This is a genomic window from Pilimelia columellifera subsp. columellifera, assembly GCF_039532605.1.
GTDB lineage: Bacteria > Actinomycetota > Actinomycetes > Mycobacteriales > Micromonosporaceae > Pilimelia > Pilimelia columellifera.
The window spans coordinates 1-21,316 of the sequence record NZ_BAAARY010000016.1 but is presented as its reverse complement, the minus strand read 5'-3'; the positions used below and the strand labels follow the sequence as shown (position 1 = coordinate 21,316).

Genomic DNA, 21,316 nt, shown 5'->3' with positions numbered 1-21,316 from the left:
GTCAGCTCAACTTGCTGGATCGGACTTCTACGGCGTATCGCATGCCGTCGGCGCCGAAGGTACGGATCTCCATCGGCATGCCCGCCGGCGCTTCACCGAGCGGCTCCTCGTGCACCCTCATGTCGCATGGCTTCCTGATCGAGTGGTCGCCATCTTCGAGGCTCACCCGGATCTCGATCTCGCCGAAGTTGCACTCGACCCGCAGGACGAGGCTGGCCGCCTTATCCAGCTTCGTGGTGTTGATCTGCGGATTGGGGATGCCACCGTAGCTGAGGAAGACCGTTGTTCCTTTCTCGACCTTCAGGGTGGGTTCCCAGGCTGCGGCGGAGGGATCCACCACGATCGCGCCGTCCGGAAGGCCCGGTGTCCGCGAGGGCGTGGACGATGAGGTCGCAGACCCCGGACTGTGTGTCGACGGCGCCGGCCGCGCGTCGTTCGACGCGGACCCGTCGCAACCAGCAGCGACCGCGACTCCGCACAAGGCGATGGCTGACGCCGTGCTCAACCGGGTCATCATCACTCGCCGCTGGTGCGTCATCCTCGAACCCTTTCGTCACAGGCGTCCAGAGTCAACTCGGCCGCAGACGTTCACCTCCTGTCTGATGACGGACAGCGGCAGCTCGTAACGGCCGCCGTGGGTGGCGGGTGGTCGCGGCCCTGGGCTCAGGGGGCGAGGGTGAGGCCGGCCAGGGTGAGGGTGGTGGTCAGTTCGATGCCGGCGCCGAGCACGTCGCCGGTGACGCCGCCGATCCGGCGCGTGAGGCGCCGTTGCGCCGCCGCCGTCGCGGTCAGGGCGACGAGGACGGCCAGCGGGCCGTGCCAGGGTCGCCCGGGGACCGCCGCGACGGCGATGAGGAGCACCAGCGCGCCCGACAGCGCCAGCCCTACCGGGCCGACCGTTCCGGCGACGAGCGCGCCGAGGCCGCCGGGGCGGGCCGCGGCCGTTCCGCGTCGGCACCTCCACGTCGCCGACAGGCGCCCGGCCGCCAGCGCGACGGCGCCGCCGACCACCAGCGACCACCATCCGCCGCTGTCTGCGCCCGGCCCGGCCAGCGGCGCGGCGAGCGCCGCCAGGCAGGCGGCCTGCGCGAGCAGGGTCAGCACCAACGCGGCGACGCCGAACGGGCCCACATCGGACTTCTTCATGATGGCCAGGGCGGCGTCGCCGCGCCGGTAGGAGCCGAGGGCGTCGACGCTGTCGGCCAGCCCATCCAGGTGTAGACCGCGGGTGAGCAGCGCCGACAGGGTGACGGCGACGGTCCCGGCCAGCAGCGGCGGGGCCCCGCCGACGACGAGCGCCCCGGCCGTGGCGGCGATGAGCGCGCCGAGCGCCGCGCCCAGCGCCGGACCGGTCGCCATGGCGACCGCCGCCGCCGACCGGCTCAGCGTCGCCGGCCGGGCGGGGACCACGGTGAACGTGGTGACCGCCAGTCGTAGGCCGTCGGCCAGGTCAGCCACCGGCGTCCGTGGTCGCCGCCACCCGGACGGCCGCGCTGAGCACCGGCAGGGCCGCCAGCGACGTGGCGCCCTCGCCCAGGTCCAGGCCGAGGGTGAGCAGCGGCGGGAAGCCCAGCAGCTCGGCCAGCCGGCGCACGAGCGGCCCGGCGCCGGTGTCGGGGACCAGGAACCACCGTCGCGCGCTGGGGCTCAGGTTCCGGGCCGCGAGCGCGGCGGTCATGCCCACCGGCCCGTCCACCAGCACCGGGGTCTGCCGGTTGGCCGCGCCGAGCAGGATGCCGAGCGCGGTGGCCAACGGGCCGCCGCCGTACTCGGCCACCACGGCGAACGGCTCCGGGGCCAGTCCGCTGCTACGGCGCAGAGCGTCCCGGACCGCCTCGCACCGGGTCATCCAGGCGTTGTCGTCGATGACGCCGCCGGCCAGCACCACCCGCGGCAGCACCGCCGCCGGCTCCACCTGGGCCAGCGCCCCGGTGACGGCCGTGGCGGCGGCGTCGCCGCCGGCGCCGGCGACGCCGAGCACGATGAGGTCGACGCCGTCGTCGATGGCCTGGTCGGCGAGGTCGGCCCCGTACGCGACGGCGGCCTGGCACTGCTCCAGGTCGAGGGTGGGGGAGCGCTCCATGGCCGCCCCCGTCGGCGCGGCGATGGTGTGGATCTCCACTCCGGCGGCGGCGGCCAGCGTGACCACGGCGTCGCTGAGCCGGCCGTCGAAGGCGGGGGCGCCGGCCGCCGCGCCGCCTGGGTGGTCGCCGGTGACGACCAGCAGCCGGGGCCGTCGCCAGGGCAGCGGCGGGTCGGCCCCCTGGGTCCCGGCGGCGAACTCGACCACCTCGGCCAGCGCCCCGAGGCCCGCGCCGGGCAGGGCCGCGAGTTTGGCCAGGGCGCCGATGCCGGCCTGGTCGTCGACGGACGGCACGGCCAGATCCTCGGCGAGGACCGGGTGGTCGAAGACATCCCCGGCGACGTGCGACGTCGCCACGGACACCGCCGCCAGACCGGCCGGCGTCGGGGCGGGCGTCCGGGCGACGGGCGCGGTGCTGCGTGGCGTGGCGGGCCCGCCCCTGATCCACAACGGCTGCCCGGCGACCACCAGCGCCACCTTGTCGCAGACGCCCGCCGTGGCCTGGTTCACCTGGCCGAGCAGGTCGGTGAAGCGGCGTCCCACCGCCGTGGTGGCGACCAGGGTCAGGCCGACCTCCGGGCTCACCAGCACGACCCGTCCGGCGGTGGTGGTCAGCGCGCCGGCGAGCGCCTCGGCTGCCCCGGCGGCCGTGTCGTCGGCCATCAGCAGGGAGCTCACCCAGCCGCCGAGGTCGTCGACGAGCAGGGTCTGCCCCGGCCCGGCGCTGGCGATCACGGAGGTCAGCGTCGCCGGGTCGGCGCCGACCTCCTCGGTGAGCCACGACTCCGGACGACGACGCTGGTGCTCGGCGATCCGGGTTCGCCACTCGGGGTCGTCGGCGGCGTCCGCGGTGGTGGCCGTGGCGACGTATCGCAGGTCGGCGGCGTCGCTGACCAGCGCCTCCGCGATCGCGGACTTGCCCGAGCGGATTCCGCCGAGGATGAGAACGGTGCGCCAACTGTCTTCCGGCATGCCCGTACCTTAGTTCAGTCACCGGCCGCGGCACGGGCCCGCGTGCCCTGGCGTCGGCGTCTGGACGGACTAGGCTGTCGCCACCAGCAGCACGACGAGAGGGAGCGGTCGATGCCGTGGAACTGGCGTTACGAGGACGCGGACGGGAAGCCCGTGGACGGACCGCAGGAGAGTTTCCCGAGTCAGGCTGACGCCGAGTCGTGGGTGGGTCAGAGCTGGCGGGAGCTGGCCGGCGCCGGTGTCGTGTCCGTGGCGCTGTGCGAGGACGAGCGGGTGGAGTACACGATGGGCCTGCGCCCGGCCGAATAGGCAGAACGGCGGCGGGGCGGAGTTCACCGCCCCGCCGCCGTCGTCGTCAGGGGCGGGTGGCAGGCGAGACGGTCTTGGCGGGGTCCCGCTCGACGACCGGCTCAAGGACCTCGTCGATCGCTTTGAGCAGCCCCGGCTCCAGGGCGACGCCGCTGGCCCGCGCGTTGTCGTGCACCTGCTCGGGCCGGCTGGCGCCGATGATCGCCGCGGCGACGTTGCGGTTGCTGAGCACCCACGCGATCGCCAGCTGGGCCATGCTCAGGCCGGCCTGAGCCGCCAGGGGCGCCAACTGCTGTACCGCGGTGAGCACCTCCGGCGTCATGAGCTTGCCGATGAACGCCGCCCCGGACTTCTCGTCGGTGGCCCGGGAGCCGGCCGGTGGCGGCTCGCCTGGCAGGTACTTGCCGGTGAGCACCCCCTGCGCCAGCGGCGACCAGACGATCTGGGAGACGCCCAGCTCCTCGCAGGCGGGGACCACATCGGACTCGATGACCCGCCACAGCATCGAGTACTGCGGCTGGTTGGACACGAACGGGATGCGCAGCTCGTGGGCGAGCTGGTGGGCCTGACGGATCTGCTCGGCGTTCCACTCGGATACCCCGACGTACAGAGCCTTTCCGCTGTGGACGATGTCGGCGAACGCCGTCATCGTCTCCTCCAACGGGGTGTGGTAATCGTAGCGGTGCGCCTGGTAAAGGTCGACGTAGTCGGTCCCCAGCCGCCGCAGTGACCCGTTGACGGACTCCATGATGTGTTTGCGGGACAGGCCGGAATTGTTCGCGGCGGGGCCGGTGCGCCAGTAGACCTTGGTGCAGATCTCCAGCCCTTCCCGGCGCTGGCCGTGCAGCGCCCGGCCGAGCACTTCCTCGGCTCTGGTGGCGGCGTAGACGTCGGCGGTGTCGAAGGTGGTGATTCCGGCGTCCAGCGCGGCACGCACGCACGCGACGGCGGTCTCCTCTTCGACCTGCGAGGCGTGGGTGATCCAGTTGCCGTAGGCGATTTCGCTGACGAGCAGGCCGGAACGGCCAAGGTGTCGATGCTGCATAGGTGCGACCCTAACGGGCGACTCACGCGCTTGCGGGTCTGCCCGGCAAACCCGTCCACAACGACTTTCGTCAATGCTGGCAGGGGTCGGTCACAGCACCGGCGCGACGAGGCGGAGCTGCCGTGTGACGACGGCGTCCGCCGCCCGCCGGTCGGCGTGCGCCGGGGTGATGAGCGGGCGTCCACGGCGGTCCAGCGCTCCCCAACGTCCACCGGTGTCGGCGATGAGGAACGCCAGCGGGTGGATCACCACCGCCCGGTACCGGGGCTCGACGACCTGGCGTCCGGTGCGGTCCAGCACGCCCCGCCATCCGGCCGCCTCGACCACGGCCAGACCCTCGTCGGTGAAGCCGTCGAGGTAGCGCCCGTCGGTGAGGGCGGTCGCGAAGGCGTTGTAGCGCATTGGCACGACGACCGTCCCGGCGGTGTCGATCGCGCCCCAGCCGTCCTGCCGGACGGCGGCGACGCCGCGTCGGAACGGACGGACATCGTCGTAGGTTGCCGGCGTCAATGTGACGCCCGTGCGGTCGATGAGCTGCCAACAGCCACCGCCGGCGCGCTGCACCCAGGCGACGCCGTCGCCGAACGGCTGGGCCTGGACGTAGGTCGGGGCGACGATCTGGCGGCCGTGCTCGTCGGCGTACCCCCAGCTGCCGGTGTGTTCGTCCCGGGTGAGCGACGGCGGCGGGGCGGACCCGAGGACGGCCGCGCGGTCGCGTGGCAGCGGTCCGAAACCGACCTGGCGGGCCGTCTCGGCGATGGCCGTCAGCGCCAGCGCCACCCGGTCCAGCAGGACATTGGACCCGGGCGGGCACAGCGCCACCGCCAGGTCCAGGTGCTGACACGCCTCGATCATCCGGCCCTGCTCGTAGCAGGACCGGCCGGCCTGCTCGTGGACGGTGGCTCGCAACAGACCGGGCAGGTCGGTGGAGTCGGCCAGCGCGTAGAGCCGGTCGGCGGCGGCGAACTCCCCGCGCCACTGACACACATGCGCCAGCCGGGCACGTACGACCGCGATCTGGCGTAACTGTCCGGTGAGCTTGGCGCTGGCCAGGGCCTCATTGCCGTCGGCCAGGGCGTCGTCGAGGTCGCCCAGCAGCCGGCAGGCGACGGCCCGCACGCTGAGCAGCCGGGCCCGGGTGGTGTCGTCGGCGGGGCGGCTCAGCCGGTCGGTGAGGTCGGCCCGGAGCGACCGCAGCTCCTGCGGGCGGGCGGCGACCTCGCGCAGCGTCCGCGGGTCGAGCCGCCAGCCCGCCTCGGCGAGCCGTCCTTCGGGGTCGTCGTCGGCGTGCTCGTCCGGTGTCAGCGCGTCGGCGCGCAGCAGGCTCGCCGGGACGTCGGGCTGGCCGGTGGGCCACTGGCCCGCGGGCGCCGCCGACGGGTTCCAGGCGACGGCAGCGGCGCTGTGGTCGGCCCGCACACGCGCCGCGCCGCGGACCACCCCGGGCCGGGGGTGCGCGGCGAGGTGGTCGGCGCGTTCGCTGGGGTGTTTCTCGGCGTGGTGCGTGATCGCCCATGTCTGGGTGGACTCGGTAGCCCAGTTGGGCGCGGCGGAGCGAGGGGCGGCGAACGGGTCATCCGTCACCTGGGTCACCTCGCCTACCGAAATCGGTTCGTTGCCGCGGCACAGCCCGGGTAGGGTCGCGCGGCCCGATGCCGGAGGTCGGCGGGCCGTCGCCGAAGACGCCGTCCGTGGCCGGGGCGCGGAGAGGACCGTTCGCCGGTGTCACGGACGACCTGACGGGGTGTGATGACAGGAGGTTACGGCGTGAGCTACCTCACCGCCAGTGGGGAATCGGTCCGGATTCGGGTGGACCCGGGTGGTACGGCCCTCTTCGTCAGCCTGATTCGGGCCGGTTTCCGGCGCTATGCGACGTACTGGCAGGCGGCGCTGGCGGGTCTGTTCACCAACACCGTCTTCGGCCTCCTCCGCTGCTATGTCCTCCTCGCGGTGGTCGCCGGCGCCGGCGGAAGCGCCGCCGGATACAGCGGGCCGCAGCTGGTCACCTACACCTGGGTCACCCAGGGGCTGCTGGCCGTCGTCATGCTCTGGGGCTGGACCGACCTGTCCGACCGGATCCGTTCCGGTGACATCGTCACCGACCTGCTCCGACCCGCCAGCCCGATCCGTACCTACCTGGCCATCGACCTCGGCCGGGCAGCGTTCGCGCTGCTCAGCCGCTTTGTCGTGCCGATCACGGTCGGGGCGCTCGTGTTCACGATGTTCGTGCCCCAGCGTGGGAGCACCTGGCCGCTGTTCGTCGTCTCGGTGGCGTTGGCCGTGGTCCTCTGCTTCGCCTGCCGGTACCTGGTCAACTGCGTCGCCTACTGGCTGCTCGACAGTCGCGGCCCGGTCATCGCCTGGCAGCTCGCCTCCGGGATGCTGGCCGGACTGGGCTTCCCGCTGCGCTTCCTGCCCGACTGGCTGGTCGCCGTCCTGTGGATCGGCACGCCGTTCCCCAGCATGATGCAGGCTTCCGTCGACGTGGTCATCGAACGCGACCCGGTGGGAACGCAGGTCGCCATCGTCGGCTGGCAGGCGGTGTGGGCGGTGGCGATGCTCGCCCTGTGCGGCCTGGTCCAGCGGCGGGCGGAGCGTCGGATGGTGGTCCAGGGTGGGTGAGCTGAGCGCGTACGGTCAGCTGCTGCGCGCCCAGGCAAGAGCCCAGGCGAGCTACCGTGCCTCGTTCGGCATCGACCTGTTCGTCTCGATGTTGGCGCTGGGCTTCGACGTGCTCAGCGTCATCGTCCTCTACCAGGTCACCCCGGACCTCGGCGGATTCAACCTCCGCGAAGCCATGGTCATCACCGGGATCACCGCCGCCGCCTTCGCGACCGCCGACGCCGGCATCGGCTCGGTCGAACGGCTCCGCGTCCTGGTCCGGACCGGTCAGCTCGACGCGCTCCTGCTGCGCCCACTGCCGGCGCTGCCCCAGCTCGTGCTCACCGAGCTGTCGCTGCGCAAACTGTCCCGGGTGCTGTTCGGCGTGGTGGTGCTCGCCGTCGCCGTGGCCGCCGCGCCGATCCAGTGGACGCCCGCCCGGGCGGCCCTCATCGTGCTGGCCCCGACCGCCGGGGCGGTGTTCTTTGGAGCGGTGTTCGTCGCCACCGCCAGCGTCTCGTTCTGGTGGGTGGAGTCCGGCGAGGTCGGCAACGCCTTCACCTACGGGGGCCGTGACCTGGCTATCTACCCGGTCACCGCCTATCAGGGCTGGTTCCGGCGGATCTTCTGCTACGGGCTCGGGTTCGCCACCGTCGCCTACTACCCCGCCCTGGCGCTGCTGGACCGGCCCGACCCCCTGGGCGCGCCGGCGTGGCTCGGCTGGGTCAGCCCGCTCGTCGCCGCCGTCGCCGTCGGGGTCGCCGCTCTCGTCTGGCGCGCCGGCATCCGCCACTACCGGAGCACCGGATCATGACAGAGCCAGTGATCGACGCCCGTGGCCTGCGCCGTGACTTCACCGTCCGAACCAGAATCGGGCGTTTCCGGCGCGGCGTCCGTGTCGTCAACGCCGTCGCCGGGGTCGACCTCACCGTCGAACGCGGCGAGCTGATCGGCTACATCGGCCCCAACGGCGCCGGCAAGTCCACCACGATGAAAATGCTCACCGGCGTGCTCACCCCCAGCGGCGGCCAGCTGACAGTCTGCGGGCTGCGCCCGGTCCCGCAGCGGGTGAAACTGGCCGCCCAGATCGGCGTCGTGTTCGGCCAACGGTCGTCACTGTGGTGGGATCTGCCGCTGCGTGACTCGTTCGCGCTGCAACGCCACCTCTACCGCACCCCGTCCGCCGAGCATGACACCCGCCTGCGCCGCTGCCGTGATCTGCTCGACCTCGACGGATTCCTCGACACGCCGGTCCGCCAACTGTCGCTCGGGCAGCGGATGCGCGGCGAGTTGACCGCGGCGCTGCTGCACGGACCAGCCGTTCTCTTCCTCGACGAGCCGACCATCGGCCTGGACGTGGTGAGCAAGCGAGCGGTCCGCGGATTCCTCGCCGACCTCGCCGCCGCCGGTGACACCACGATCGTGCTCACCACCCACGACCTCGCCGACATCGAACGGCTCTGCCGTCGCCTGGTGGTCATCGACCACGGCCGGGTCGTCCACGACGGTGACATCGCCGCGCTCCATGCCCGCTACGGGGCCCGTCGGCAGGTCGTCGTCGACCTGGCGGCGCCGTTGGCCGATCCGCCGACGGTGGCGGGCGCGACGCTCGCCACCGTCGGCGAGGATGGGCTACGGCTGGTGTTCCGTCTGGAGACGCCCAGCGCCGGGGCGCTCATCACGGCGTTGGCTCAGCGGGCGGAGATCCGGGATGTGTCCGTGGTCGAGCCCGACATCGATGATGTCGTCGCCCGGATGTACGAGGCGGACCGGCCACCCGCTCAGTAGACCGGCCGGCGAAGATGCCGCACTTTTCCGCGCCCACGCTCCTGAGCTGCCGATACGCAATCCAGGGGGATCGTCATGGACAACATCACGGCGCACGCCGTCCGACTGCTGGAGGAGACGCAGAGCGGCGCGGTCGACGAGGTGCTGCCGCTGTCCGAGCGGTTGCTGCGGGCCGAGACGGGCAACCTGGCGGACGGGCGCGCCGCGTACCATTTCGTCCGCGCTGTGTCATTCGCGGTGCTCGACCAGTACCGGGAGAGCCTCTCCGCCGCTGGGCTGATGGTGACCGCCGCCGAGCGCGAGCGCAGCGCCGGCTGGCTCGCCTGCGCGCTGTCGCTGCGCGCCGAGATGCGGCTGCGGCTCGGCGAGAGCGAGATCGGCGAGTACGACGTCGACGCCGTCCTGCGGGACCTGGTCGCCGCCGAGGCCGCCCTGAACCGCCCCGAAACCGATCTGGTGGTCCTCGGCAACGCCCACACCGGCCTCGCCCTGACCTACCACACCCTGCGCCTGTACGAGCTGGCCGGGCCGCACTACCTGAACGCGTACGAGGCCAGCTCCCAGGCGCCAGCCCAGAACGGCAACCCGTCGATGTGGCTGGTCAACCTGGCCAACCTCCATCTGGAGTGGTCCGTCGAGCTGCACCAGATCGGCCAGGTCCTGGACGCCGAGAAGCACGCCGCCGAGTCCGGCCGGTACGGCCTGTGGGCCGCCGACGAGGCGGCCGGACCCGGGGCGGCCGGGTGGCGGGCACGAGGCCTCCTCTACGACGCCTGCGCTCGCGTCGACGGCGACGACCCGGCCGGGGCGGCTGCCGACATCGCACGCATCCTGGCCGAGATCGAGTCGGGCGGAGAGGCGCGCGAACAGTTCGGGCTGGCCCCGGTGTGTCAGGCGCGGGCGTTGAACCGGGCCGGGCAGCAGGCGGCGGCGCTCGCCGTCCTCGACACTGTCATCGAGTTGGTCGCGGGCGCCGGTGACTGGCTGCCGATGGCCGCCGCGCGGCGGACTCAGGCGATGCTGCTCGCCGAGCAGGGCGCGGCCGGCGCCGCGGCCGGCCTGGCCTACGGCGATCTGCTGGCCACTGCGAACTGGCGGCAGCGGCAGCGGCAGCTGCACACCGTCTCGACGATGGTCTCCTACGAGGCTCTGCGCAGCGAGCATGAGCGGGTCGCCCGGGCCGCGGAGACGGACCAGCTGACCGGGGTGGCCAACCGGCGTGGCTTCGACCAGGTCGTGGCGTCGCTGGCGAAGCAGTCCGGCCGGGCCGCCGGCCAGCCGATCGCCGCGCTGGCCATCGACCTGGACAAGTTCAAGCCCATCAACGACCTCCAGGGTCACGCCGCTGGCGACGCGGCGCTGCGCGCCGTGGCCCGGGTGCTGGCCGGCTGTGTCCGGGACGGCGACCTGGTCGCCCGGGTCGGCGGGGACGAGTTCGCCGCGCTGCTGCCCGGCGTGCATCCGGCCGCCGCCGCCGCCGTCGCCCAGCGGATGGTGGACGCGGTCCGGGCGGCGCCCGACTGCCCGGTGACCCTGAGTATCGGGGTGGCCGGCGGCACGGCTCTGCAGCTGCTGGGCACGCTAGACCGTGCCGACCAGGCGATGTACGTCGCCAAGCGGGCTGGTGGCGACCGGATCGGTTTGTGAGCCTGCCTCGCGGGCAAAGTTGACCGCAAGAGCCCACTTCGCCCTTCGTGGAAGGAGACCACGATGCCGATTCGCAAGGACATGCCGAGCACTCTGAAGCGGTCGCCAAAGAAGGCCCGGGACACCTTCGCCAAGACCCACGACGCTGCCGTGGAGACCTACGGGGAGGGCGAACGCGCCCACCGCACCGCGTTCGCGGCGGTCAAGCACTCGTTCGAGAAGGTCGGAGACCACTGGGAGCCGAAGGAGCGCAAGGGCCCCAGCGACGCCAAAGCGGCCGGCGGCCGTTCCAGCTCCGCCCGCACCGCCGGCGGGGTCGACGCCAACGCCTCCAAAGCCCACTTGATGGACATCGCCCGTCGGCTGGACATTCCGGGACGATCCCGGATGACCCGCCCGGAGCTGGTGGAAGCGATCCAGCGCGCCAACGCGCGTGTCACCCGTCAGGCCCGCGAACGGTGACCGTTCAGATCCTGCCGTCGAGTCAGATCCGGTCGCCGAGCTCCACCCGGGGCGCCGGGATCCGCATCCGACGGAAGGTAAGCCCCCGCATCACGCCGTAGAGGCTGACCCCGACGAGCTTCTGCGTGGTGTCCGGGAACCGTTCCCGCACCCGGCTCTTGATCTTGCGGTAGATGAGCACGCTGTCGACGAGCACCGCCACCGCCAACAGCACCCAGATGCCGTTGGAGAGCAGCTGGACGATCGACGGCATCGCCCCCGACGAGCCAACCAGCACCAGCAACGCCCCGCCGAAAAACCACGTCCCGGCGGTGCGCCGCGAGTCGACGATGTCACGGGCCAGCGCACGCTCGGGGCCACGGTCCCGGGCCGTGAGGTACCGGTCGTCACCGCGGCGCATGCCGACATTGGCCTCATGGCGTTCGGCCCGCCGTTTCTCCCGCATCCGGCGCATCGCCTCGCGGCGGTCCGCCGGCGGCGGCTCGGCGGCCCTGCGGCGTTCGGCTTCCGCCCGCTTGCGGGTCGCCAGGCCCAGCTCTTTCTTGCTGGGGGTGTAGCCCTTGGCGGTGGGTTGGACGGGCGTGGCCGGCGACTCGGTCACCTCGGTGACGGAGTCGGCGACCAGATCAGCGGGCTTACGACGAAACAGCGACGGCACGTAGTGCAGGGTAGTCGCGGCCGAGCCGTCGAGCTAATCGGCGACCGGCCCGGCCCGCGGCCGGGGATATCAGGGACGTTCGACCGAGGCCCCGAGCGCCGCCAGCTTCGCCTCAAAGTCCTCGTAACCGCGGTTGATCAGCTCGACGCCGTAGACGCGCGAGGTGCCCTCGGCCGCCAGCGCCGCGATGAGGTGGCTGAAACCCGCCCGCAGGTCCGGGATGACCAGGTCGGCGGCGTGCAACTTGCTCGGGCCGGCGATGACCGCGGAGTGGTGGAAGTTGCGCCGGCCGAACCGGCACGGGGTGTTGCCGAGGCAGTTGCGGTACGTCTGGATGGTGGCGCCCATGGCGTTGAGCGCGGCGGTGTAGCCCAGTCGCTGTTCGTAGACCGTCTCGTGGACGATCGACAGCCCACGGGCCTGGGTGAGCGCCACGACCAGCGGCTGTTGCCAGTCGGTCATGAAGCCAGGATGCACCCCGGTCTCCAGGGCCACCGCCTTGAGCTCCCCGCCTGGGTGCCAGAACCGGATGCCGCCCTCGACGCCCGGACGGCCGTCGTGCGGCGGACGGGTGTCGGTGATCTCGAAGTCGCCGCCGACGGAGCGGAACGTGTTGAGGAAGGTGGTCATAGCGGCCTGTTCGGCGCCGATGACGTTGACCTCGCCGCCGGTGGCCAGGGCCGCGGCCGCCCAGCTCGCCGCCTCGATGCGGTCCGGGACGGGTCGGTGCACGTATCCCTTGAGCCGCGGCACGCCCTCGATCTCGATGACCCGCGAGGTGTGCACGTTGATGATCGCGCCCATCTTCTGAAGCACGCAGATCAGGTCGATGATCTCCGGCTCGACGGCGGCGTTCCGTAGCTCGGTGACGCCTTCGGCGAGCACCGCGGTGAGTAGCACCTGCTCGGTGGCCCCGACGCTGGGGTAGGGCAGCTCCAGTTTGGTGCCGCGCAGGCCGTCCGGGGCGGTCAACGCCAGGCCCTGCGGGGTCTTCTCGATCTGCGCGCCGAACTGCCGCAGCGACTGCAGATGGAAGTCGATCGGACGCGGCCCGATGTGGCACCCGCCCAGGTCCGGGATGAAGGCGTGGCCGAGGCGGTGCAGCAGCGGCCCGCAGAGCAGGATCGGGATGCGGCTGGAGCCGGCGTGCACGTTGATCTCGTCGACGTTGGCCGACTCGACGTTGGCCGGGTCGAAGATCAGCTCGCCGTCCTCGCCGTCGGCGACCCGGACCCCGTGCAGTTCCAGCAGCCCCCGCACGACCTCGACATCGCGTATTCGGGGAACGTCGAAGAGCCGGCTGGGAGAGTCGCCCAGCAGCGCGGCGACCATCGCCTTGGAGACCAGGTTCTTGGCGCCACGGACGCGCAGCGCGCCGGACAGCGGCGTGCCGCCGTGCACGACCAGCACGTCGGACTCCGACTTCTGGCTGGACAACGCCTCGCTCACGCGATCGCCTCGCTCTTGTTCGCAGAACCACTCGTGCGAGTGGGGTGAATTATCCGAAAGTGTGGCCCGGGCAGCATATCGCCGACCTCGGACTCGGGCACTCCACCGTACGTGCCCGGAGCTTGATTGGTTCGCATCGATCCCCGCCGCGCCCGGACCGCGGCCCCCGGCCAGCTCAGGGCAGGGCGAGCATCTGGTCCAACGCGCGGCGGGCGTGCGCGGCGGTCTGCGGGTCGACCCGGATCGGGTTGGCCACGCGACCGGCCACCAGCTCCTCAAGGCTCCAGACCAGGTGTGGCAGGTCGATCCGGTTCATCGTCGAGCAGTAGCAGACGGTCTTGTCCAGGAACATGATCTGTTTGTCCGGGTGGGCCTTGGCCAACCGGCGTACCAGGTTCAGCTCGGTGCCGATGGCCCAGGCGGAGCCGCCGGGCGCCGCCTCGACCGTCCGGATGATGAACTCGGTGGAGCCGATGAGGTCGGCCGCGTTGACGACCTCGTGCCGGCACTCGGGATGGACCAGGACGTTGACCTCGGGCACCCGGGCGCGGACGTCGTTGACGCTGTCGAGGCTGAACCGTCCGTGTACCGAGCAGTGCCCCCGCCACAGAATGATCTTGGCGTCGCGCAGTTGTTGGGCGGTGAGTCCGCCCGCGGGCTTGTGCGGGTCGTACAGGACGCAGTCGTCCAGGGTGAAGCCCATCTCCAGAACGGCGGTGTTGCGCCCGAGGTGCTGGTCAGGGAAGAAGAAGACCTTCTCGCCCTGCTCGTAGGCCCAGTCGAGCGCCCGCTTGGCGTTCGACGAGGTGCAGACCACCCCGCCGTGCCTGCCGACGAAGCCCTTGATGTCGGCCGAGGAGTTCATGTAGGTGACCGGCACGACGACATCGGCGATCCCGGCGTCGGCGAGAACCTCCCAGGCGGTCTCGACCTGCGGCAGCGCCGCCATGTCCGCCATCGAGCAGCCGGCGGCCAGGTCAGGCAGGATCACCGTCTGGGCGTCGCCGGTGAGGATGTCGGCGCTCTCTGCCATGAAGTGCACGCCGCAGAACACGATGTGCTCGGCCTGCGGCCGGGCCGCGGCCTCGCGGGCCAGCTTGAACGAGTCGCCGGTGACGTCGGCGAACTGGATGACCTCGTCGCGCTGGTAGTGGTGGCCGAGCACGAAGACCGAGTCGCCGAGGGCGGCCTTGGCGGCGGCCGCTCGGGCGACCAGGCCGGGGTCGCTGGCGGCGGGCAGTTCGCCCGGACAGTCCACCCCCCGTTCGGAGGCCGGGTCGCTGCCCTGGCCGAGCAGCAGCAACGCCAACGGGGTGTCCGACGGCTCGGCCCACGCCGGCGCCGGCCCGGCTGCGCCAGTGGACGCGCCGCCGGAACGCTGGCGCCCAAGATCCTGCCGCTCGGTGTCCTGCCGCCCGGTATCCTGCGGCTCAGTAGAGGTCGAGGTCACGTGTCCCATGCTCGCACGCGCCCGCCAGCACCGCCCACCGGGAGAATGTCGTCGGTGGCCGATCCTGACTGCTGCGGGCGCCACTGTCCGATTCGTAGTGACGAAACTCATGACCACCACGGCGGCCCGGCCGTTCCGGTCCGGCCGGGCGAGGCGCCGGTCGGGATCGCCGGGTGGGGAAGGCGGGACGGTGAGCGGCGGGAGCGGGGCTGTCAGAGGTGGCCGTTTGGTGGTGGTGTGTCCGGACAAGTTCGCCGGGACCATGACGGCGGAACAGGCAGCCCAGGCGATCGCCGACGGGTGGCGGACGGGCGACCCGTCCGCCACGCTGACCGTGCTGCCGCAGGCTGACGGCGGGCCGGGGTTCCTCGACGCTGTCGAAGCCGGTGTCGGCGGGCGCCTGGTCGCCGTCGCCACCGTGGACCCGTTCGGTCGACCGGTGACGGCCGGCGTCCTGCTCGTCGGCGACACCGCGTACATCGAGAGCGCGCAGGCGTGCGGGCGGGGCCTCCTGGACGCCGGGGAGCTGGATCCGCTGCGGGCGTCCAGCTACGGGGTCGGGCTGCTGCTGGCGGCCGCCGTCGAGACCGGGGCTCGGACGGTCGTCGTCGGGCTCGGCGGGTCGGCCACCAACGACGGCGGCGCGGGCGCCCTGGCGGCCCTCGGGGCAGCGCCGGTGGACCGGGCCGGTCTGACACTGCCGTACGGCGCGCTGGCGCTGCGTGACGTCGTCGGCCTCAACGCCCGACCGCGACTGCGACCGGTCAACCTGGTCGCCGCCGTGGACGTGGTCAACCCGCTGACCGGACCCGCCGGCGCCACCGCCGTGTACGGTCCGCAGAAGGGCCTGGGCCCGGCGCAGGCGCCGGTGCTGGACGACGCCCTGACCCGCTACGCGCAGGCGCTGCGCCAGCTGCCCGGAGCGCCGGCGGACCTGGCCGCCCGACCCGGCGGCGGCGCTGCCGGCGGCCTCGGCGCGGCGTTGCTGGCGCTCGGCGCCCGGGTGGAGTCCGGCGCGACCCTCGTCCGCACGCTCACCGGCCTCGACGACGCGGTGTCCTTCGCCGATCTCGTGGTGACCGGCGAAGGGTCCCTCGATCAGCAGTCCGCGTCCGGCAAGGTCGTCTCCGGTGTCGCGGCGGCGGCCCGCGCCGCCGGCGTTCCGTGCCTGGCGCTCGCCGGACGGGTGAGTCTGGGCGCCACCGGCCTCGACGCGCTCGGGCTGGTCGCCGCCTACGGGCTGGTTGACGAGCCGGGCGGTCCTGACCAGGCGATGATCCGCCCAGGCCCGGCGCTGCGAGCCCTGGCGGCCCGGGTCGCCACCGGGTGGGCCGGAGTGGGGAATGGGCAAACGTCAGCTAGCGTTGGGTGGATTAAGCAGCGTCGGTAGGGAGAGCAGCACCGTGACCGAGACCACCAGCGTGACTGAGACCAGCACCGAGACCAGCCCGGCTGAGCACGGCGGAGGCGGCTGCTGCGGCGGCGGCGCTCCGGCGGCGGCCGCTGCGGCCACGGTCACCGCCCCGACCGAGGGCGCCACCACGATCGTGCTCACCGAGGTCGCGGCGCAGAAGGTCAAGGCGCTGCTCGACCAGGAGGGCCGGGACGACCTGCGGCTGCGGGTGGCGGTCCAGCCCGGCGGTTGCTCCGGCCTGCGTTACCAGCTCTTCTTCGACGAGCGCTCGCTCGACGGCGATGTCGTCACCGACTTCGACGGCGTCGAGGTCGTCGTCGATCGGATGAGCGCACCGTACCTGGCCGGCGCGAAGATCGACTTCGCGGACCGGATCGACGCCCAGGGGTTCACCATCGACAACCCCAACGCCGGCGGCTCCTGCGCCTGCGGCGACTCGTTCCACTGATTTTCGGCGGCGTCGCCGACCGCTGAGCCCACCGGTCGCACCGACGGCGAACGCCACGCCACGCCTGCTCAGCGGGCCTGGCGGGGCTGTTCGCCGTCACCGGACCCGGGCGCATTCCCACCGATCGGCGCGCCCGATGGCGCTCTGGTCGTCGGCTAGGCTGGCCGGCGCATCCTCCCAGCCGACTTCAGGGGTCAGCCACATGAAGATCGCCGTCACCGGCTCGATCGCCACCGACCACCTCATGCACTTCCCGGGCCGGTTCGCCGAACAGCTCCTGGCCGACCAGCTCGACAACGTCTCGCTGTCGTTCCTCGTCGACGACCTCGTCGTCCGGCGCGGCGGGATCGCCGCCAACATCGCCTTCGGGATGGCGCAGCTGGGCCTGCGCCCGCTGCTCGTCGGCGCGGTCGGCGCCGACTTCGCCGACTACCGGGCCTGGCTGGAACGCCACCACGTCGACTGCGACTCGGTGCACGTCAGCGACGTCGCCCACACCGCCCGCTTCGTCTGCACCACCGACCAGGACATGTGCCAGATCGCCTCGTTCTACGCCGGCGCCATGTCCGAGGCCCGCAACATCGAGCTGGCGCCCGTCGCCGCCCGCGTCGACGGCCTCGACCTGGTGCTCATCAGCCCGAACGACCCGGTGGCGATGCTGCGGCACACCGCCGAGTGCCGGGAGCGGGGCATTCCGTTCGTCGCCGACCCGTCCCAGCAGCTCGCCCGGATGTCCGGCGAGGAGATCCGCGAGCTGATCGACGGCGCCACCTACCTCATGACCAATGCCTACGAGCGTGAGCTGTTGGAGAACAAGACCGGCCTCACCGGCGACGAGGTCCTCGATCGGGTCGGGATCAGGGTCACCACCCACGGCAAGGACGGGGTGGAGATCACCGGTCGGAAGATCGAGCCGCTGCGGGCGCCGGTGGCCCGGGAGCTACAGGCATACGACCCGACCGGCGTCGGCGACGCGTTCCGCGCCGGCTTCTTCGCTGGCCGCTCCTGGGACCTCGGTCTGGAGCGCAGCGCCCAGATCGGCGCCCTGCTCGCCACCCTGGTGCTGGAGACCGTCGGCACCCAGGAGTACGAGGTGCACCCGGACAGCTTCCTCAAGCGGCTCGAAGAGTCCTACGGTCCGCGGGCCGCCGACGAGGTGCGGCCGCTCCTGGTCAGCTGATCCGGCGTACGGCGAACCCCTGGGCGCCGTCCACCGTGACGGCGCCCAGGAACTCCTGGCCGCGCATCCGGCACCACGCGGGAATATCGTTGGCGGCGGCCGGGTCGTCGGCCAGCACCCGCAGCACCGCGCCTACCGGCGCCTGCCGCAGCCGGCGAGCCAGGGCGATCACCGGCAGCGGGCAGCGTTGCCCCAGGCAGTCGATCACCTCGACGCTCACAGGCCGGCCACCCCCGCCTCGGCCCGCAGCCCGGCGACGATGCCGGGCAGCTCGGCCAGGAACCGCTCCACCTGATCCTTCGTGGTGTCCCGGTGCAGGGAGACCCGGATGTTGCCGTGCGACAGCACGCCCATCGCCTCCAGCACATGGCTGGGCCGCAAGGTGGACGACGTGCATGAGGACCCCGACGACACCGCGAATCCCCGGCGGTCGAGCGCCGCCGTCAACGCCTCCCCGTCGACGTAGAGGCACGAGAACGTGACCAGATGCGGCAGGCGACGCGTCGGGTCGCCGACCACCTCGACATCCGGGACGGTCCGGGCCACCCGGTCCCGGATGAGGTCCACCAGCGCCCGGAGCCGTCCGTCCTCGGCCGAAGCCTCGGCGGCGGCTGCCCGTAGCGACGCCGCGGCGGCCACGATCGCCGGCAGGTCGGCGGCTCCCGGCCACCGCCCCGACTCGCGGTCGTCGGCGGGCATCGGCGCCGTCCAGCGGGTTCCCTTGCGGACCACGAGCACCCCGACGCCGGGCGGCCCGCCCCACTTGTGCGCGCTGGCGGACAGCAGCGACCAGCCAGCCGGGACCGGCTCGCGGCCCAGCGACTGCGCGGCGTCGACGTACAACGGGACGCCCGCCTCGGCGCACAGTCGCGCCGCCTCCGCCACCGGCTGCGCCGTTCCGACCTCGTGGCTGGCGCTGATCAAAGTGGCGAGCGCCACGCCCGGGGCGCGCACCGCATGTTCCCATGCGTCCAGGTCCAGCCGGCCGAGCCGGTCCACCGGGACCGACGCCGCCCTTCCGCCAGCGGCGACATGGCGCTGCGCGGCGTACAGGACCGCGGAGTGTTCGATCGCCGAGTGCACCAGGGTGTCCCCGGCACGCGAACGTCCCGCCAGGCCACCGAGGACGGCGGCGTGCGCGGCCGTCGTCCCGCTCGACGTGAAGCTCACCTCGTCCGGCCGGGCGTCCAGGACGACGGCGACGGCGGCCCGCCCGGCGTCGAGCAGCTGGCGTGCCCGCCTGGCCGATGAGTAGAGCCGGCCAGGGTCCACCCAGCCGTCCGCCCACGCGGCCAGGAACGCCTCCCTGGCCACCGGGTGCGGGGGAGCGGCGCTCGCGGCGTCGAAGTACGCCGGCGTGTCGTTCGCCGACCGGGGTGTCGTGCCGCGTTTAGCCGGACCTGTCACGGCTCGACGGTAGCGTGAAGCCGGAACCAGTGACCCGACGGCCGCGCCACCCCGTAGCCGGTGAGGCGAGGTTGGTCGAGTAATGTGCGACCGTCGGTGACGCTGTGCCGCCGGTGCCGGAACCGCCGGGTCGCATCCGAAACTCCGCGACGGCGGCGCGTCGGGCTGATCGGCGTCGAGGGTTCGCGCATCGCGCGGGCGCTGCTAAGGAGGCACGAGCAGGTGGTCGCAAAGGGTTCGGGGAAGCGCTCCTCGGCCGGGATCCGGGGCGTTCGACGTGGCGCGACGCGGCTGGTCGGGCTGAGCCTGGGCGTTCTGTCGCTGCTCGCCGTCGCCGGCTGTGACGCCGGCAAGGCGTTCAACGGCTTCGGCTGGCCCCAGGGCGGCATCACGCCCACCTCGCAGCGGATGTACGACCTGTGGATCGGCTCCACGGTCGCCGCGCTGGTCGTCGGCGTTCTGGTCTGGGGCCTGATCTTCTGGTGTGTGATCCGGTACCGCAAGCGAGGCGAGGAGCTGCCGCCGCAGACCCGGTACAACATCCCGATGGAGACGCTGTACACGGCGGCGCCGTTCCTCGTTATCGCCGTGCTCTTCTACTACACCGCGATCGTCCAGACCGACGTGGACCGCACCTCCAAGAATCCTGACGTCACGGTCGAGGTTGTCGCGTTCAAGTGGAACTGGCAGTTCAACTACCGCGACGGCATGGGCGAGAAAGCCGGAACGGTCGCCTCCACCCTCGGCGACGACCGCACCATCCCGGTGTTGGTGCTGCCGTCGAACAAGAAGATCCGGTTCGAGCAGACCAGCAAGGACGTCATCCACTCGTTCTGGGTGCCCGAGCTGCTGTTCAAGCGGGATGTCTTCCCCGGCCCGATCCGCAACGTCTTCGAGGCCACGCTGGAGCGCGAGGGCGCGTACGTGGGGCGCTGCGCCGAGCTGTGCGGCACCTACCACTCGATGATGAACTTCGAGCTTCGGGTGGTGTCGCCGGACGAGTACCAGCGGTTCCTGGCGGCAAAGCAGGCCGGCAAGTCGACCGCCGACGCGCTCACCTCGATCGGCGAGGCGCCGTACGCGACCACGACGACGCCGTTCCCGACCAAGCGTCAGCAGAGCTAGGGGCGCGACATGCGTACTGAGTACAAACTGTTCGGTTACATCGCGGCGTTCCTGTTCGCGGCCACCGTCGTCTACGGCTGGTGGACGGCCGCGGCCGGCGACCCGATGAACCCACCTGGAAAGATCGACTGGGTCGGAACGCTGGCGCTGCTGCTCTCCGGTCTGCTGTGTCTCATGCTGGGCGGCTACTTCTGGTTCGTCGCCCGTCGCATCGACCTGCGCCCTGAGGACCGGCCGGACGCCGAGATCCACGAGGGCGCGGGCGAGGTCGGTTTCTTCAGCCCCGGTTCGTACTGGCCGTTCGCCATCGCGCTCTCGGGCGCCATCACGGCCGTCGGGCTGTCGTTCATGGTGTGGTGGGTTGTCGTCGCCGGCCTGGTCTGCGTTGTGCTGGCCGCCTCGGCGATGCTCTTCGAGTACTACACCGGCACCCGGCGGGTCGCCGAGCAGTAGCCGTCCGTCAGATGTCAGCGAGGCCCGCGGATCGCTCCGCGGGCCTCGCTGCTTCTTGCGGCAGGGGAGAGTGGCTCATCGGTGGGGTGGACGCAGCGGAGTCGGGCCGGCGCGCGCCTCACGCGATCCGTTGCTGCGGCGCCGACCAGACCGTGTCGGTGCGGTTGAAGGCCCAGACGACGACCGGGGCCACCAGGATCGCCGTGCCGCAACCGGAGCACAGCAGTTCGGGGTTGTCGATGTCGGCGTCGAGCACCGCGTCCGGGGTACGGGCCGTCGCATCGATGCCGCAGACGGCGCAGAACAGTTCCTCGTCGCTCATGGGGCGCCCCTTCCCGGGTCGGGTCGGAAACTACCTGTATGTCATTCACATTGCCATCAAATCGCGCAATTGTCACGTAAGACCCAGGTGTCGGTGTCGCCGGAGTCCCGGGGTGCGGACGCCTGCGCACGCGTAGCGGGAGAGGTTGCCCACGGCTGAGTGCTCCCGCGCCGCCTGAACCACGTCAGACCCGGCGCTGCCACAGGAGGTCTGCCAGAACCGGTGTCGGTGAGGTTATTTGGCTGAAGAATTGTCTTCTTTTTTCTCGGCTGGTCTGCCGATATCTATTAATTGGAAATCTTGATATGAGCATCGAATTTGACCCTTTGCCCTTTCGGAATCGCTTCAAGACACCTTAGTTTTTTGGAATCTATGTCACCTCAAGAATCATGGCGCTGGCAGTCCATTGAGGTGATCTCAACGAGGGTTCGGTAGGTACCGGTATTCGAAGTGGGTGAGGTGGACGGCTGCGCGGACGATGTCGCCGAGGTTTCGGGGGCTGG

General features: G+C 71.9%; 22 protein-coding genes. 11 read left to right on the top strand and 11 right to left on the bottom strand.

Features of this window, described 5'->3' with window-relative positions:
* Nucleotide 1: 1 nt before the first annotated feature.
* The 3 genes from ABD287_RS15250 to ABD287_RS15240 form a co-directional block, all read right to left on the bottom strand.
* A complete protein-coding gene (locus ABD287_RS15250) occupies nt 2-340 on the bottom strand; it encodes a hypothetical protein (RefSeq protein WP_344173615.1) in 339 nt (112 codons plus the stop codon).
* Nucleotides 341-663: 323 nt separating this feature from the next.
* Nucleotides 664-1,458, bottom strand: a complete 795-nt coding sequence (locus tag ABD287_RS15245) for an adenosylcobinamide-GDP ribazoletransferase (protein WP_344173612.1) — start codon at nt 1,456-1,458, stop codon at nt 664-666.
* A complete protein-coding gene (locus ABD287_RS15240) occupies nt 1,451-3,055 on the bottom strand; it encodes a bifunctional adenosylcobinamide kinase/adenosylcobinamide-phosphate guanylyltransferase (protein WP_344173610.1) in 1,605 nt (534 codons plus the stop codon). Before ABD287_RS15240 ends, ABD287_RS15245 begins: the two co-directional genes overlap by 8 nt.
* Before the next feature lie 111 nt (nt 3,056-3,166).
* Between ABD287_RS15240 and ABD287_RS15235 the strand changes: the two genes are divergently transcribed.
* Nucleotides 3,167-3,364 carry a hypothetical protein gene (locus ABD287_RS15235; protein ID WP_344173607.1) on the top strand — a complete coding sequence of 66 codons (198 nt, stop codon included), beginning with the start codon at nt 3,167-3,169 and terminating at the stop codon, nt 3,362-3,364.
* A 46-nt stretch (nt 3,365-3,410) separates the two neighbouring features.
* On the opposite strand, the gene ABD287_RS15230 is transcribed toward ABD287_RS15235, so the two are convergent.
* Together ABD287_RS15230 and ABD287_RS15225 are read right to left on the bottom strand one after the other, a co-directional pair.
* The gene (locus ABD287_RS15230) at nt 3,411-4,409 is read right to left on the bottom strand and encodes an aldo/keto reductase family protein (protein ID WP_344173604.1); all 999 of its coding nucleotides are present in this window, start codon (nt 4,407-4,409) and stop codon (nt 3,411-3,413) included.
* 90 nt (nt 4,410-4,499) lie between these two features.
* Nucleotides 4,500-5,993, bottom strand: coding sequence for a WG repeat-containing protein (locus ABD287_RS15225; protein WP_344173602.1), 1,494 nt, complete (start codon nt 5,991-5,993; stop codon nt 4,500-4,502).
* Nucleotides 5,994-6,176: 183 nt separating this feature from the next.
* On the opposite strand from ABD287_RS15225, the gene ABD287_RS15220 reads away from it, so the two are divergent.
* The 5 genes from ABD287_RS15220 to ABD287_RS15200 all read left to right on the top strand — a co-directional run bounded on the left by ABD287_RS15220 (nt 6,177) and on the right by ABD287_RS15200 (nt 10,907).
* Nucleotides 6,177-7,031, top strand: a complete 855-nt coding sequence (locus ABD287_RS15220) for an ABC transporter permease (protein ID WP_344173600.1) — start codon at nt 6,177-6,179, stop codon at nt 7,029-7,031.
* Nucleotides 7,024-7,824: an ABC transporter permease gene (locus ABD287_RS15215; RefSeq protein WP_344173597.1), complete on the top strand. Its 801-nt coding sequence runs from the start codon at nt 7,024-7,026 to the stop codon at nt 7,822-7,824. The genes ABD287_RS15220 and ABD287_RS15215 overlap by 8 nt, the downstream gene beginning before the upstream one ends.
* On the top strand, nt 7,821-8,798 hold the full coding sequence (locus tag ABD287_RS15210; RefSeq protein WP_344173595.1) for an ABC transporter ATP-binding protein: 978 nt from the start codon (nt 7,821-7,823) through the stop codon (nt 8,796-8,798). Before ABD287_RS15215 ends, ABD287_RS15210 begins: the two co-directional genes overlap by 4 nt.
* A 75-nt stretch (nt 8,799-8,873) precedes the next feature.
* Nucleotides 8,874-10,445, top strand: a complete 1,572-nt coding sequence (locus tag ABD287_RS15205) for a GGDEF domain-containing protein (RefSeq protein ID WP_344173593.1) — start codon at nt 8,874-8,876, stop codon at nt 10,443-10,445.
* Nucleotides 10,446-10,508: 63 nt separating this feature from the next.
* The gene (locus ABD287_RS15200) at nt 10,509-10,907 is read left to right on the top strand and encodes a ChaB family protein (protein ID WP_344173591.1); all 399 of its coding nucleotides are present in this window, start codon (nt 10,509-10,511) and stop codon (nt 10,905-10,907) included.
* A 22-nt stretch (nt 10,908-10,929) separates the two neighbouring features.
* On the opposite strand, the gene ABD287_RS15195 is transcribed toward ABD287_RS15200, so the two are convergent.
* The 3 genes from ABD287_RS15195 to nadA all read right to left on the bottom strand — a co-directional run bounded on the left by ABD287_RS15195 (nt 10,930) and on the right by nadA (nt 14,323).
* The gene (locus tag ABD287_RS15195; RefSeq protein WP_344173589.1) at nt 10,930-11,565 is read right to left on the bottom strand and encodes a DUF3043 domain-containing protein; all 636 of its coding nucleotides are present in this window, start codon (nt 11,563-11,565) and stop codon (nt 10,930-10,932) included.
* Nucleotides 11,566-11,634: 69 nt separating this feature from the next.
* Complete coding sequence (murA, locus tag ABD287_RS15190; RefSeq protein ID WP_344173587.1) at nt 11,635-13,014, bottom strand: UDP-N-acetylglucosamine 1-carboxyvinyltransferase; 1,380 nt, start codon at nt 13,012-13,014, stop codon at nt 11,635-11,637.
* 175 nt (nt 13,015-13,189) lie between these two features.
* Nucleotides 13,190-14,323, bottom strand: a complete 1,134-nt coding sequence (gene nadA / locus ABD287_RS15185; RefSeq protein WP_486352062.1) for a quinolinate synthase NadA — start codon at nt 14,321-14,323, stop codon at nt 13,190-13,192.
* A gap of 370 nt (nt 14,324-14,693) precedes the next feature.
* Here nadA and ABD287_RS15180 point away from each other — a divergent pair, with 370 nt between their 5' ends.
* From ABD287_RS15180 to ABD287_RS15170, 3 genes are all read left to right on the top strand, one after another.
* Entirely contained in the window at nt 14,694-15,854 is a 1,161-nt protein-coding gene (locus tag ABD287_RS15180; RefSeq protein ID WP_344173583.1) for a glycerate kinase family protein, read from the top strand.
* Between the two features lie 154 nt (nt 15,855-16,008).
* On the top strand, nt 16,009-16,326 hold the full coding sequence (gene erpA / locus ABD287_RS15175) for an iron-sulfur cluster insertion protein ErpA (protein ID WP_344173659.1): 318 nt from the start codon (nt 16,009-16,011) through the stop codon (nt 16,324-16,326).
* Between the two features lie 202 nt (nt 16,327-16,528).
* Complete coding sequence (locus tag ABD287_RS15170; RefSeq protein WP_344173581.1) at nt 16,529-17,506, top strand: carbohydrate kinase family protein; 978 nt, start codon at nt 16,529-16,531, stop codon at nt 17,504-17,506.
* On the opposite strand, the gene ABD287_RS15165 is transcribed toward ABD287_RS15170, so the two are convergent.
* Nucleotides 17,499-17,726, bottom strand: a complete 228-nt coding sequence (locus ABD287_RS15165) for a sulfurtransferase TusA family protein (RefSeq protein ID WP_344173579.1) — start codon at nt 17,724-17,726, stop codon at nt 17,499-17,501. The two genes, ABD287_RS15170 and ABD287_RS15165, sit on opposite strands and share 8 nt — an antisense overlap.
* Nucleotides 17,723-18,913, bottom strand: coding sequence for a cysteine desulfurase family protein (locus tag ABD287_RS15160; RefSeq protein ID WP_344173577.1), 1,191 nt, complete (start codon nt 18,911-18,913; stop codon nt 17,723-17,725). The genes ABD287_RS15165 and ABD287_RS15160 overlap by 4 nt, the downstream gene beginning before the upstream one ends.
* Nucleotides 18,914-19,135: 222 nt before the next feature.
* On the opposite strand from ABD287_RS15160, the gene ctaC reads away from it, so the two are divergent.
* Nucleotides 19,136-20,038 carry an aa3-type cytochrome oxidase subunit II gene (gene ctaC, locus ABD287_RS15155; RefSeq protein ID WP_344173575.1) on the top strand — a complete coding sequence of 301 codons (903 nt, stop codon included), beginning with the start codon at nt 19,136-19,138 and terminating at the stop codon, nt 20,036-20,038.
* Nucleotides 20,039-20,047: 9 nt separating this feature from the next.
* The gene (ctaF, locus tag ABD287_RS15150; RefSeq protein ID WP_344173573.1) at nt 20,048-20,491 is read left to right on the top strand and encodes an aa3-type cytochrome oxidase subunit IV; all 444 of its coding nucleotides are present in this window, start codon (nt 20,048-20,050) and stop codon (nt 20,489-20,491) included.
* A gap of 118 nt (nt 20,492-20,609) precedes the next feature.
* On the opposite strand, the gene ABD287_RS15145 is transcribed toward ctaF, so the two are convergent.
* Complete coding sequence (locus tag ABD287_RS15145; RefSeq protein WP_344173571.1) at nt 20,610-20,813, bottom strand: hypothetical protein; 204 nt, start codon at nt 20,811-20,813, stop codon at nt 20,610-20,612.
* Between the last annotated feature and the right edge of the window lie 503 nt (nt 20,814-21,316).

Coding starts and splice junctions, on each gene's coding strand:
- ABD287_RS15200 (WP_344173591.1), top strand. CDS start 10,509: ATGCCGATTCGCAAGGACATGCCGAGCACTCTGAAGCGGTCGCCAAAG.
- ABD287_RS15235 (WP_344173607.1), top strand. CDS start 3,167: ATGCCGTGGAACTGGCGTTACGAGGACGCGGACGGGAAGCCCGTGGAC.
- ABD287_RS15240 (WP_344173610.1), bottom strand. CDS start 3,055: ATGCCGGAAGACAGTTGGCGCACCGTTCTCATCCTCGGCGGAATCCGC.
- ABD287_RS15205 (WP_344173593.1), top strand. CDS start 8,874: ATGGACAACATCACGGCGCACGCCGTCCGACTGCTGGAGGAGACGCAG.
- ctaF (WP_344173573.1), top strand. CDS start 20,048: ATGCGTACTGAGTACAAACTGTTCGGTTACATCGCGGCGTTCCTGTTC.
- ABD287_RS15230 (WP_344173604.1), bottom strand. CDS start 4,409: ATGCAGCATCGACACCTTGGCCGTTCCGGCCTGCTCGTCAGCGAAATC.
- ABD287_RS15210 (WP_344173595.1), top strand. CDS start 7,821: ATGACAGAGCCAGTGATCGACGCCCGTGGCCTGCGCCGTGACTTCACC.
- ABD287_RS15145 (WP_344173571.1), bottom strand. CDS start 20,813: ATGAGCGACGAGGAACTGTTCTGCGCCGTCTGCGGCATCGATGCGACG.
- ABD287_RS15170 (WP_344173581.1), top strand. CDS start 16,529: ATGAAGATCGCCGTCACCGGCTCGATCGCCACCGACCACCTCATGCAC.